This window comes from Cedecea lapagei, from assembly GCF_900635955.1.
In the GTDB taxonomy this organism is placed as follows: Bacteria; Pseudomonadota; Gammaproteobacteria; order Enterobacterales; family Enterobacteriaceae; genus Cedecea; species Cedecea lapagei.
Window position 1 is genome coordinate 1,519,152 of the sequence record NZ_LR134201.1, and the last position, 12,773, is coordinate 1,531,924.

A 12,773-nucleotide genomic window follows, 5' to 3' on the forward strand; every position below is an offset into this window, starting at 1 on the left:
CATAGTGATAAATATTCAATGATAAAATATAAACTTAAGTTGATGCCTTTATTGGTGTCGGTCACGTTGATGAGCGGCTGTACGGTATTTCCCGGCAGCAATATGTCGACATCGGGAAAAGACGTCATCAAGCAGCAGGATGCCGACTTTGACCTTGACAGAATGGTCAATGTCTATCCGTTAACACCGCGCCTGGTCGAGCAGCTGCGCCCGCGTCAGGTTGTCGCCCAGCCGAATGCCGGTCTGGATAAAGAGATCGCCAATTACGAGTATCGCGTCGGCCCAGGGGACGTTTTAAACGTCACGGTCTGGGACCATCCGGAATTAACCACGCCAGCGGGACAATATCGCAGCTCCAGCGACACCGGCAACTGGGTCCAGCCCGATGGCACCATGTTCTATCCCTATGTGGGAAAAGTCAGCGTGACCGGCAAAACGCTTGCAGAGATCCGCAGCGATATTACCGGCCGCCTGGCGCAGTACATTGCCCAGCCGCAGGTGGACGTTAATATCGCTGCCTTCCGCTCGCAAAAGGCCTATATCTCAGGGCAGGTCAACAAGTCCGGACAGCAGCCCATCACCAACGTTCCGCTGACTATCCTCGACGCCATCAACGCGGCAGGCGGCTTAACCGATGCGGCAGACTGGCGCAACGTGGTGCTGACCCACAAAGGCCAGGAGAAACGCATTTCCCTGCAGGCGCTGATGCAAAACGGTGACCTCAGCCAAAATCATCTGCTTTACCCCGGCGATATCCTGTTTGTCCCTCGCAATGACGACCTGAAGGTATTTGTCATGGGCGAAGTGAAGAAGCAGGCCACGCTCAAAATGGACTTCAGCGGCATGACGCTCACCGAAGCGCTTGGCCAGGCCGAGGGGATCGATCTTACCTCTTCGAACGCCAGCGGCATCTTCGTGATCCGTCCGCTCAAAGGCCAGACTCAGCAAAACGGCAAGATTGCCAATATCTATCAGCTTGATATGTCTGATGCGACTTCGCTGGTGATGGGCACCGAATTCCAGCTGCAGCCTTATGACGTGGTGTACGTGACAACCGCACCGGTTTCCCGCTGGAATCGCCTGATCAACCAGCTACTGCCAACCATCAGCGGCGTCCGCTACATGACCGATACCGCCAAAGATATCCACACCTGGTAACGCGCTATGTTCAACAAAATACTTGTGGTTTGCGTGGGAAACATCTGCCGCTCCCCCACGGCTGAACGTCTGCTCAAGCGCTATAACCCGGAGCTTAACGTCAGTTCCGCGGGGCTGGGAGCGCTGGTAGGGAAGGGCGCAGATGCGGGAGCCGTTGACGTCGCCGGACGACACGACCTCTCTCTGGAGGGGCATTTAGCCCGTCAGGTTTCCGGCCGCCTCTGTCGGGAGCATGACCTGATCCTGGCGATGGAAAAGCGCCACATCACCACGCTTTGCGAAATGGCGCCTGAGATGCGCGGCAAAGTGATGCTGTTTGGCCACTGGGATGCCGGGAGGGAAATCCCGGACCCCTACCGCAAAAGCCGCGACGCCTTTGAGGCGGTCTACAGCATGCTCGACCTTTCTGCCCAGAAGTGGGCTAACGCACTTAACGCTCATCAGGGATAACAATGACAGAGAAAGTACGCCGCTCGAGCGCCCCGACCGAGGGCAATGACGAGATTGATATTGGCCGTCTGTTTGGCACCGTGCTGGAAGCTCGCTGGTGGTTGATCGGGATTACCGGCCTGTTCGCGGCGCTGGCCGTGGTGTATGCGCTGTTCGCTACGCCGGTATATAAGGCCGACGCGCTGGTGCAAATCGAACAGAATGCCGGTAATACCCTGGTCAATGACATCAGCTCCGCGCTAAGCAATAAGCCGCCGGCTTCTGCCGCAGAAATTCAGCTGATCCAGTCCCGCCTGGTGCTGGGAAAGACCGTTGACGATCTGAACCTGGATATTTCGGTCAGCAAGAACACCTTCTGGCTGTTCGGCGCAGGCTGGGATCGGCTGCGGGGACACCAGAACGACACGGTGAATGTCACCACCTTTACCCTACCGGCCGGGATGAACAAAGACACCTTCACCGTCGAAGTCCTGAACGACAAACAGTACCAGTTGACCAGCGACAGTGGTTTTAGCGCAAAAGGTGAAGTGGGCAAGCTGCTGAGTCAGGGCGGCGTCACGCTGCAGATAGACGGGATACAGGCCCAGCCGGGCGACAGCTTCACGGTGGTGAAGTACTCTACGCTTGGCATGATCAATCAGCTTTTGGGCAACCTGACGGTAACCGAAAACGGGAAAGATACCGGCGTGCTCAGCCTGTCCTATACCGGCGAAGATAAAGATCAGATTCGTGCAATTCTCGATAGCATTACCCGCAACTACCTTGCCCAGAACGTGCAGCGTAAATCTGAAGAAGCCTCCAGAAGCCTGAAGTTCCTGGCCGAGCAGCTGCCGGAAGTTCGCCACAACCTGGATTCGGCGGAAAACAAACTTAACGCTTATCGCCAGCGTCAGGATTCAGTGGATCTCTCCCTTGAGGCCAAATCGCTGCTGGATTCCGTGGTGAATATTGACGCCCAGCTGAATCAGCTGACCTTCAAAGAAGCGGAAATCTCCAAGCTCTACACCAAAGTTCACCCGTCCTACCGCACGCTGCTGGAACAGCGAAAAACGCTTGAGGACCAGAGGTCTCGTCTGACCAACAGCATCGCCGCTATGCCAAAAACCCAGCAGGAAATTGTGCGCCTGACCCGCGACGTGGAGTCCGGCCAGCAGGTTTACATGCAGCTGCTGAATAAGCAGCAGGAGCTGAAAATTACTGAGGCCAGCACCGTGGGAGACGTGCGTATCGTTGACCCGGCGATTACGCAGCCGGGAATGGTGAAGCCGCAGCGCGCGCTGGTGGTTCTGGGCAGCATCATTCTGGGTCTTATCGTCTCCATTATTGGCGTGCTGCTGCGCTCGCTGTTTAACGGCGGTATCGAAAGCCCGGCGGTGCTCGAAGAAGCGGGACTTAACGTTTATGCCAGTATTCCGCTGTCTGAATGGCAGAAAACTCGCGATCACGCCAATGTCCGCAATGTGAAAGGCGCTAAACGCCATAAACAGAGCCAGCTGCTGGCCGTGGGTAACCCAACAGATTTGGCTATCGAGGCGATCCGCAGCCTGCGTACCAGCCTGCACTTTGCCATGATGCAGGCGCCTAACAACGTTCTGATGCTCACTGGCGTTAGCCCGTCGATCGGTAAAACCTTTGTTTGTGCCAACCTTGCGGCGGTGATCAGCCAGACCAACAAGCGCGTGCTGCTAATAGACTGCGATATGCGCAAAGGGTATACCCACGAACTGCTGGGGACGACCAACGTAAACGGTCTGTCTGATGTGCTTTCCGGACAGGGGGATATGACGCGCTGCGCACAGAAAACCTCCGTGCCGAATTTTGACTTGATTCCGCGTGGACAGGTTCCGGCTAATCCTTCAGAGCTGCTGATGCACGAGCGTTTCGCTCAGCTGGTGAAGTGGGCTAGCGAGAACTATGACCTGGTGCTGATTGATACCCCGCCAATTCTTGCCGTGACGGACGCGGCGATTGTTGGCCGTCATGCCGGCACTACGCTGATGGTGGCACGTTATGCGGTGAACACGCTGAAAGAGGTGGAAACCAGCCTCAGCCGCTTTGAGCAGAATGGGATTGCGGTACGCGGCGTGATCCTGAACTCGATCTTCCGCAGAGCCACCGGCTACCAGGATTACGGGTATTACGAATACGAATATAAGTCGGATGCTAAATAAGGTGATGGCCATGAACAGCAGCGCAACTCGCCCGCTTATCTCTATTTATATGCCAACGTGGAACCGCCAGCAGCTGGCTATTCGCGCCATAAACTCGGTGCTGCGTCAGGATTATGACCACTGGGAAATGATCATCGTCGATGACTGCTCAGCGAACTTTCAGCAGCTGCAGCAGTTTGTTGAGGACCTTAACGATCCTCGCGTGCGCTACCTTCACAACGACGTCAACAGCGGCGCCTGTGCGGTACGTAACCAGGCGATTCAGCTGGCGCAGGGTCGGTTTATCACCGGGATTGACGATGACGATGAATGGACGCCGAACCGTCTGTCGGTGTTTCTTTCCCACCAGCATCAGCTGGTGACCCATGCGTTTTTATACGCTAACGACTATCTGTGCGAAGGGCAGGTTTACTCGCAGCCTGCCAGCCTGCCGCTTTACCCAAAGTCGCCGTATTCGCTGAAGCTGTTCTATAAGCGCAATATCATCGGCAATCAGGTGTTTACCTACGCCGAGCGCTTTAAAAGCAGCCTGTTTGACACCGCGCTGAAAGCGGCGCAGGACTATGACATCTTTCTACGCATGGTGGTGGAATACGGCCAGCCGTGGAAGGTGGAAGAGGCAACCCAAATTCTGCACGTGAATCACGGCGAAATGCAGATAACCCAATCGCCGAAGAAATTTGCCGGTTACTTCCACTTCTACCGCAAGCACAAAGACAAATTCGACCGGGGCAGCAAGAAGTATCAGCTGTATACGCTCTACCAGATCCGCAACAAGCGCATGTCTTTGCGCACGCTGTTAGCTCTGCTGACGGTGCGCAACGGTAAGCGTCTCGCGGATAGCCTGCGGGGGAGGTAAGCGTGCTGGAAGATTTACGAGCCAATAGCTGGAGCCTGCGCCCGTGCTGCATGGTGCTGGCTTACCGCGTTGCCCACTTCTGTTCGGTGTGGCGCAAGAAGAACGTTATCAACAACCTATGGGCGGCACCGGTTTTACTGGCGTATCGCTTTATCACTGAATGTCTGTTTGGCTATGAAATCCAGGCGGCCGCCACCATTGGCCGCCGCTTCACCATTCATCACGGCTACGCGGTAGTGATCAATAAGTTTGTCGTCGCGGGGGATGATTTCACCATTCGCCACGGCGTCACCATCGGCAACCGTGGCAACAGCCTGGCCTGCCCGGTAATTGGTCACGGCGTTGAGCTGGGCGCGAACGTGATTATCGTTGGCGACATCACCATCGGCAATAACGTAGCGGTGGGCGCAGGCAGCGTGGTGCTGGACAGCGTGCCGGACAACGCGCTGGTGGTGGGTGAAAAAGCGCGGGTTAAGGTGATCAAATGAACATCATGCAGTTTAATGTGCGCCTGGCAGAGGGCGGCGCAGCGGGCGTGGCGCTTGACCTTCACCAGCGAGCTCGCCTCGCCGGACTGCCTTCGCGTTTTATCTACGGTTATGGCAAGGGCGGCAAGAAAAGCGCCAGCCACGATCTCTATCAGGACGTTGAAAAGCACACGCCGCGCCTGGTGTCCATCGCCAATATCGCGCTGTTTCGTTTTCTGAATCGCGACCCGTTTGGCAACCTGAACAAGCTTTATCGCCGCGTCACCCACAGCCAGCAGCCCGTGGTGCTGCATTTTCACGTGATGCATAGCTACTGGCTGAATCTGGATGAAATGGTGTCGTTTTGCCAGCGGGTCAGGGCCAATAAGCCGGACGTTACCTTTGTCTGGACGCTGCATGACCACTGGAGCATTACCGGGCGCTGCGCTTTCCTCGACGGCTGTGAGGGCTGGAAAACGGGCTGCGTTAAGTGTCCGACGCTGACCAACTATCCTCCGGTGAAAGTCGATAAAGCCCATCAGCAGGTGGAGGGCAAGCGCCAGCTGTTCCGCGAAATGCTGGCGCTTGGCTGCCAGTTTATCTCCCCAAGCCAGCATGTGGCGGAGGCCTTCAACCAACTTTATGGCGCTGGACGCTGCAAAATCATCAATAACGGTATCGACGTGGCAACGGAAGCGATTCTGGCGGAGCTGCCTGATGTCGTGTCCGCAACAGGAAAACCCCGGGTGGCGATAGTTGCCCACGATCTGCGCTATGACGGTAAAACTAACCAGAAGCTGGTGCAGGCGATGATGGCCCTGGGCGACAGCATTGAGCTGCATACCTTCGGCAAGTTCTCACCGTTTGAGGGCTCGAATGTGGTGAACCACGGCTATATGACCGACAAACGCAAGCTGATGAGCGAGCTGAATACCATGGATTGCCTCGTGTTCAGTTCCCGGGTAGACAATTACCCGCTTATCCTTTGCGAAGCGCTCTCAATCGGCGTGCCGGTAGTGGCGACGAGCAGCGAAGCGGCAGATGAAGTTTTACGCAAGGTGGGCGGAAAGACTTTTACGCCTGAGCAGGTTCTGGCGCTGGTGCAGCTAAAAAAAGCACAGCTTGCTGAGCAGGTATTTGCCACCGATTTAGCGACCTTCCGCGAAGCCAGCCGCCAGGCCTACAGCGGCAAACAGATGCTGGAGGAGTATGTCTCGTTCTATCAGGGTCTGTAGCTATCTGCTGCTGCCGTTCATCTACCTGGTGGTGAACATTAAGCTGGCTTCGCTGGGCGAAAGCTTTCCGATCACCATCGTGACCTTCCTGCCGGCGATTCTGTTTTTGTATGTCGAGCGCATCAATCTGAAAAAACTGATGATCGCGCTCGGCGTCGGGGCAGGGCTTACGGCGTTTAACTACATTTTTGGCCAGTCGCTCGATCCGGCAAAATATGTTACCTCGATGATGCTGTTTGTTTACATCGTGCTCATTCTCGGCCTGACCTGGAGCTGTCGCTTTAAAACCATTTCGCTACGTAATCACCGCAAGATACTGCGCTTTTTTTACGGGGTCGTGGGAATGATTGTCGCGCTGGCCGCCGCGGAAATGGCTCAGATTATTCTGACCGGCGGCAGTAGCCTGATTGAGAAGATTTCGAAGTTTCTCATCTACAGCAACAGCTACGTGCTTAACTTTATTAGCTTCGGCGGGCGGCGTACTACGGCGCTCTATTTTGAGCCCGCTTTCTTCGCTCTGGCATTAATCTCAATTTGGCTCAGCATCAAACAGTTTGGTATCAAAACGCCGAAAACTGATGTTATGATTCTTTTAGGGATAATCCTTTCAGGATCTTTTTCCGGGGTGATGACATTTATTTTGTTTTACCTGCTGGAGTGGGCGTTTCAGTACCTTAATAAAAGCGCCATTAAAAAGAAGTTGCCGTTAGCGATTATTTCTTTGGCGGTTTTTTTAATCGGCCTGGTGTTTGCATTTCCGTATATCGCAACACGTATTGGTGATTTGGGCACGGAAGGTTCTTCTTCTTATTATCGTATCATTGGTCCGTTAGCCATGGTGGGTTATTCTCTGGCCAACGTCGACGGGGTTGTGCGTTTTGGTTCACTCTATGAATATGTCGCATCATTCGGAATATTTAACGGTGCAGACGTAGGGAAAACCGTGGACAATGGACTGTATCTGCTGATTATTTATTTCTCATGGTTTGCTGTATTAATGACCGCCGGCTATATGTGGCGAGTCATAAAAATGATGCGCAATGCCTTTGGTAATAATGAGAATTATCGGGTTCAGCTTTGGTTGTTTATGCCTGTATCCTTGTTTTTTACCGGCTCAATTTTTAGTCCGGAATATGCATTTTTAATTGTTTGCCCATTTATTTTACGTAAAGCAATTCACCGTTCGCTGCCAGGAGGTGCGCAATAATGTTATTAAGTGTCATTACAGTCGCATGGCGTAACTATGACGGGGTGGTGAAAACCTGGCAATCCCTGGCGCATCTGGCTCAGGCAAAGGACATTGAGTTCGAATGGATTGTTGTTGACGGCAATTCTCCGGACGGCACGGCTGAATTTCTTTCTGGCCTGAAAGGTCAGTACAACCTGCGCTTTGTCAGTGAAAAAGACAACGGCATCTACGACGCAATGAACAAAGGGATTGCCATGGCGCAGGGGCGCTATGCGCTCTTTCTGAACTCCGGCGATGCCTTTCATCCTGAGATTGCCGGGGTGATTTATCAGCTGGCTGCCTCAGGCAAACGCGATGATGCGATGGTTATTGGCGATGCGCTGCTGGACTTTGGTGAGGGGCATAAAATTCGCCGTAGCGCCAAGCGTGGCTGGTATATTTATCACAGCCTGCCGGCAAGCCATCAGGCTATCTTCTTCCCGCTCTCCGGTCTGCGTAAATATCCCTACGATCTGCAATATAAAGTCTCCTCCGATTATGCGCTGGCGGCAAAGATGTATAAAAATGGCTATGCCTTTAAGCGTATTAAAGGGCTGATTTCTGAGTTTTCGATGGGCGGCGTCTCGACCTCAAATAATCTTGAACTGTGCCAGGATGCCAAAAACGTGCAGCGTAATATTTTACGCGTGCCGGGATTCATTGCCGAACTCTCTTTTCAGCTGCGGTTAAAAACAACCGGAAAAGCCAAAGCGCTTTATAACAAAACCTAAAGCACACGGGAAATATTATGCAGGATTTAAGCGGCTTCAGTGTACCGAGGGGATTTCGCGGCGCGAGCGGCATTAAAGTGCAACTGTGGTGGGCGGTACAGGCCACGCTGTTTGCCTGGTCACCGCAGGTTTTATATCCGTGGCGCGCCTTTTTATTGCGCATGTTCGGCGCAAAGGTAGGTAAAAAAGTAGTTATTCGTCCGTCGGTAAAAATCACCTATCCGTGGAAGTTAACGCTGGGCGATTACGCCTGGGTTGGCGATGACGCCGTGTTATATACCCTCGGCGAAATTACCATCGGCGCTAATTCCGTGGTATCGCAGAAGTGTTATTTGTGCACCGGCAGCCACGATTATATGAGTCAGCATTTTGATATTACCCAGTCACCTATTGTGATCGGCGAAAAATGCTGGTTGGCAACCGATGTTTTTGTTTCTCCCGGCGTCTCCATCGGTGACGGCTGCGTCGTGGGAGCACGGAGCAGCGTTTATAAATCATTACCGGCGAATGCCGTTTGCCGGGGTAACCCAGCAGTAAAAATACGCGAACGCGCGTAATTACTTTTACCCTCGCTCTACGCGTCAGCGGTTCTCGCCCTCTCTCCTTCGGGGAGAGGGGTGGGGGGAGGGGTAAGGGCCAATAAAAATGTTCACAGAGGATAAATTATCATGACTAAAGTAGCTCTCATCACGGGTGTCACCGGACAAGACGGCTCTTACCTGGCGGAATTCCTGCTGGAAAAAGGCTATGAAGTTCACGGTATCAAGCGCCGCGCCTCTTCTTTCAATACCGAGCGCGTGGACCATATTTATCAGGATCCGCATGCGGGCAACCCCAAATTCCACCTGCACTACGGCGATCTGACCGACACCTCCAACCTGACCCGCATCCTGTCTGAAGTGCAACCGGATGAAGTCTACAACCTCGGCGCAATGAGCCACGTGGCGGTCTCCTTTGAATCCCCGGAATACACCGCTGACGTCGATGCGATGGGCACGCTGCGCCTGCTGGAGGCCATCCGCTTCCTCGGTCTGGAAAAGAAAACCCGCTTCTACCAGGCGTCAACGTCTGAGCTGTACGGCCTGGTTCAGGAAATCCCTCAGAAAGAAACTACGCCTTTCTATCCGCGTTCTCCGTATGCGGTTGCCAAGCTTTACGCCTACTGGATCACCGTCAACTACCGTGAATCCTACGGCATGTATGCCTGTAACGGCATTCTGTTCAACCACGAGTCTCCACGCCGCGGCGAGACTTTTGTGACCCGTAAAATTACCCGCGCCATCGCCAACATTGCCCAGGGTCTGGAGAAGTGCCTCTACCTCGGCAACATGGATTCCCTGCGCGACTGGGGCCATGCCAAAGATTACGTGAAAATGCAGTGGATGATGCTGCAGCAGGAAAAACCAGAAGACTTCGTTATCGCCACCGGCGTGCAGTACTCCGTGCGTCAGTTCGTGGAAATGGCTGCTGCTCAGCTTGGCATCAAACTGCGCTTTGAAGGCCAGGGCGTGGAAGAGAAGGGCATCGTTGTTTCCGTTACCGGCCACGACGCACCCGGCGTCAAACCTGGCGACGTTATCGTCTCCGTTGACCCGCGCTACTTCCGTCCTGCTGAAGTGGAAACCCTGCTGGGCGACCCGACTAAAGCGCACGAAACGCTGGGCTGGAAGCCGGAAATCACCCTGCAGGAAATGGTCGGCGAAATGGTTGCCAAAGACCTGGAAGCAGCGAAGAAACACTCCCTGCTGAAGTCCCATGGTTATGAGGTCGCCATCGCGCTGGAGTCCTGAGTATGAATAAGAAACGTATCTTTGTTGCCGGTCACCGTGGCATGGTCGGCTCGGCCATCGTCCGCCAGCTCGGGCAGCGTGATGACGTTGAGCTGGTGCTGCGCGGGCGCGATGAGCTGAATCTGCTGGATGCCAGCGAGGTGAATGCCTTTTTCGCCAGCGAAAAAATCGACCAGGTGTACCTCGCGGCGGCAAAAGTGGGCGGCATCGTCGCCAACAACACGTTCCCGGCGGAGTTCATCTACGAGAACATGATGATCGAAAGCAACATCGTTCATGCCGCTCATACGCACGGCGTGAACAAACTGTTGTTCCTCGGCTCATCCTGCATTTATCCGAAGATGGCGAATCAGCCAATGGCGGAAAGCGAGCTGCTGCAGGGGACGCTTGAAGCTACGAATGAGCCGTATGCGATTGCCAAAATTGCCGGTATCAAGCTGTGCGAGTCGTACAACCGTCAGTACGGGCGGGATTATCGCTCGGTGATGCCGACCAACCTCTACGGCCCGAACGACAACTTCCACCCGAGTAACTCCCACGTTATTCCGGCCCTGCTGCGCCGCTTCCACGAAGCCACGCAGGAGAATGCGCCTGACGTTGTGGTGTGGGGGAGCGGCACGCCGATGCGTGAGTTCTTACACGTGGACGATATGGCCGCGGCCAGCATTCACGTGATGGAGCTGGATCAGGAAGTGTGGCAGGAGAACACCGAACCGATGCTGTCGCACATTAACGTCGGTACCGGCGTTGACTGCACGATCCGCGAGCTGGCGCAGACGCTGGCGAAAGTGACCGGCTACCGTGGCCGCGTGGTGTTTGACGCCACGAAGCCTGACGGTACGCCGCGTAAGCTGCTGGACGTTTCACGCCTGCATCGCCTCGGCTGGTATCACGAAATTTCACTGGAGGCGGGCCTCGCCAGCACTTACCAGTGGTTCCTCGAAAACCAGCAGCGGTTCCGGGGGTAAGCATGTTTCTTAGCGCTGAAGATTTTGCCACCGTAGTGAGCGCTACTCCGCTGATCTCCCTCGATCTTATCGTCGAAAACCAGGCGGGCGAGTTCCTGCTTGGTTTACGAACCAATCGCCCTGCGAAGGGCTTTTGGTTTGTGCCGGGGGGAAGGGTACAGAAGGATGAAACGCTGGCTAACGCGTTTCTTCGCCTGACGGAAGCGGAGCTGGGGACAGCCTTCCCGCTTGCGAACGGTGAGTTTTACGGCGTCTGGCAGCATTTTTACGGCGATAACTTCTCCGGAAAAGATTTCTCGACGCATTACGTGGTGCTGGGCTTCCGCCTGCGGGTGGATGACAAGCAGCTGAACCTGCCGGCCGAGCAGCATAAAGCGTACTGCTGGCTGACGCCGGAAGCGCTGCTCAAGCGTGAGGATGTGCACGATAACAGCCGCGCTTACTTCATTAAGCAGGCCAAAGGGAAGGTACCGGGCTTATGAAAATTCTGGTCTACGGCATTAACTATTCACCGGAGCTGACCGGCATCGGCAAGTACACCGGTGAAATGGTGGAGTGGATGACCAGCCGGGGCCACGAGGTGCGGGTGATCACTGCGCCTCCCTATTATCCGGTCTGGAAGGTTCATCCGGACTACTCGGCATGGAAATACAAAAAAGAGCAGGGCAAGGCGACCGTCTGGCGCTGCCCGCTGTACGTGCCAAAGCAGCCCTCTACGCTCAAGCGGCTGGTGCATTTAGGCAGCTTCGCGCTGAGCTCGTTTTTCCCGCTTCTCGCCCAGCGCGGCTGGAAGCCCGATCGCGTCATTGGCGTGGTGCCGACTCTGTTTTGCGTACCGGGGATGCGTCTGCTCGCTAAGCTGAGCGGGGCACGCACGCTGCTGCATATTCAGGACTATGAAGTGGATGCGATGCTCGGTTTGGGCATGGCAGGTAAGAAGCCGGGCAAAATAGCTCGTCTTGCCCAGCGCTTTGAAAAAAGCGGTCTGCACAACGTTGATAATGTCTCCACCATTTCTCGCTCAATGATGAATAAAGCCACCGAGAAAGGCGTGGATACGCAGCGGGTGATTTTCTTCCCCAACTGGTCGGAAGTGGCGCGCTTTCGCGACGTTGCGCCTGAGCAGATAGAAAGTGTTCGCCGTGCCCTTAACCTGCCGGAAGATAAAAAGATTGTGCTGTACTCCGGCAATATTGGCGAAAAACAGGGGCTGGAAACGGTGATTGAAGTCGCGGGCCGGTTTGCTGAAAGCCCGTACCTGTTCGTCATCGTTGGCCAGGGCGGCGGCAAAGAACGGCTCGAAAAACTGGTGCACGTTCATGGACTGAGCAATGTGGTTTTCCATCCGCTTCAGTCTTATGAGGCACTCCCGGCGCTGCTTTGTCTGGCCGACTGCCATCTGGTCATCCAGCGCCGCGGCGCGGCGGACGCCGTACTGCCTTCCAAGCTGACCAACATACTGGCGGTAGGCGGGAATGCGGTGATTACCGCCGAGCCAGAAACCGAGTTGGGCCAGCTTTGCGAGGCTTATCCGGGTATTGCGGTCTGCGTGATGCCTGAGTCCGCCGATGCGCTGGCGGCGGGCATTGAACGGTGCCTGCAGCTTCCTCAGAACAATACGGTGGCACGTGAATATGCCGAACGCACGCTCGAAAAAGAGAACGTGTTAAGCCAGTTTATTGCTGCCATCTCTTCATAAAAAGTCGGGGATAAATT

The 12,773-nt window shown here is 54.8% G+C and carries 13 protein-coding genes; all 13 read left to right on the forward strand.

Annotation, left to right across the window (positions count from 1 at the left end; translation table 11 throughout):
• Positions 1 to 18 precede the first annotated feature (18 nt).
• Positions 19 to 1,158: a polysaccharide export protein gene (locus tag EL098_RS07340; RefSeq protein ID WP_126355635.1), complete on the forward strand. Its 1,140-nt coding sequence runs from the start codon at positions 19 to 21 to the stop codon at positions 1,156 to 1,158.
• 6 nt (positions 1,159 to 1,164) lie between these two features.
• Positions 1,165 to 1,608: a low molecular weight protein-tyrosine-phosphatase Wzb gene (gene wzb / locus EL098_RS07345; protein ID WP_126355636.1), complete on the forward strand. Its 444-nt coding sequence runs from the start codon at positions 1,165 to 1,167 to the stop codon at positions 1,606 to 1,608.
• A 2-nt stretch (positions 1,609 to 1,610) separates the two neighbouring features.
• Entirely contained in the window at positions 1,611 to 3,779 is a 2,169-nt protein-coding gene (gene wzc, locus EL098_RS07350; protein ID WP_126355637.1) for a tyrosine-protein kinase Wzc, read from the forward strand.
• A 10-nt stretch (positions 3,780 to 3,789) separates the two neighbouring features.
• Complete coding sequence (wcaA, locus tag EL098_RS07355) at positions 3,790 to 4,638, forward strand: colanic acid biosynthesis glycosyltransferase WcaA (RefSeq protein WP_126355638.1); 849 nt, start codon at positions 3,790 to 3,792, stop codon at positions 4,636 to 4,638.
• Positions 4,639 to 4,640: 2 nt separating this feature from the next.
• Positions 4,641 to 5,126 carry a colanic acid biosynthesis acetyltransferase WcaB gene (wcaB, locus tag EL098_RS07360; protein ID WP_126355639.1) on the forward strand — a complete coding sequence of 162 codons (486 nt, stop codon included), beginning with the start codon at positions 4,641 to 4,643 and terminating at the stop codon, positions 5,124 to 5,126.
• Complete coding sequence (gene wcaC / locus EL098_RS07365; protein ID WP_126355640.1) at positions 5,123 to 6,340, forward strand: colanic acid biosynthesis glycosyltransferase WcaC; 1,218 nt, start codon at positions 5,123 to 5,125, stop codon at positions 6,338 to 6,340. The genes wcaB and wcaC overlap by 4 nt, the downstream gene beginning before the upstream one ends.
• Positions 6,315 to 7,547 carry a colanic acid polymerase WcaD gene (gene wcaD, locus EL098_RS07370; RefSeq protein WP_126355641.1) on the forward strand — a complete coding sequence of 411 codons (1,233 nt, stop codon included), beginning with the start codon at positions 6,315 to 6,317 and terminating at the stop codon, positions 7,545 to 7,547. Before wcaC ends, wcaD begins: the two co-directional genes overlap by 26 nt.
• Positions 7,547 to 8,299: a colanic acid biosynthesis glycosyltransferase WcaE gene (wcaE, locus tag EL098_RS07375; RefSeq protein WP_126355642.1), complete on the forward strand. Its 753-nt coding sequence runs from the start codon at positions 7,547 to 7,549 to the stop codon at positions 8,297 to 8,299. Before wcaD ends, wcaE begins: the two co-directional genes overlap by 1 nt.
• Before the next feature lie 17 nt (positions 8,300 to 8,316).
• Positions 8,317 to 8,856 (forward strand): colanic acid biosynthesis acetyltransferase WcaF, encoded by a 540-nt coding sequence (gene wcaF / locus EL098_RS07380; protein ID WP_126355643.1) that lies wholly within the window; start codon positions 8,317 to 8,319, stop codon positions 8,854 to 8,856.
• 111 nt (positions 8,857 to 8,967) lie between these two features.
• Positions 8,968 to 10,089 carry a GDP-mannose 4,6-dehydratase gene (gene gmd / locus EL098_RS07385; RefSeq protein ID WP_008455078.1) on the forward strand — a complete coding sequence of 374 codons (1,122 nt, stop codon included), beginning with the start codon at positions 8,968 to 8,970 and terminating at the stop codon, positions 10,087 to 10,089.
• Positions 10,090 to 10,091: 2 nt separating this feature from the next.
• Entirely contained in the window at positions 10,092 to 11,057 is a 966-nt protein-coding gene (gene fcl, locus EL098_RS07390) for a GDP-L-fucose synthase (protein WP_126355644.1), read from the forward strand.
• Between the two features lie 2 nt (positions 11,058 to 11,059).
• The gene (locus EL098_RS07395) at positions 11,060 to 11,539 is read left to right on the forward strand and encodes a GDP-mannose mannosyl hydrolase (protein WP_126355645.1); all 480 of its coding nucleotides are present in this window, start codon (positions 11,060 to 11,062) and stop codon (positions 11,537 to 11,539) included.
• A complete protein-coding gene (gene wcaI, locus EL098_RS07400; RefSeq protein WP_126355646.1) occupies positions 11,536 to 12,756 on the forward strand; it encodes a colanic acid biosynthesis fucosyltransferase WcaI in 1,221 nt (406 codons plus the stop codon). Before EL098_RS07395 ends, wcaI begins: the two co-directional genes overlap by 4 nt.
• Positions 12,757 to 12,773 lie beyond the last annotated feature (17 nt).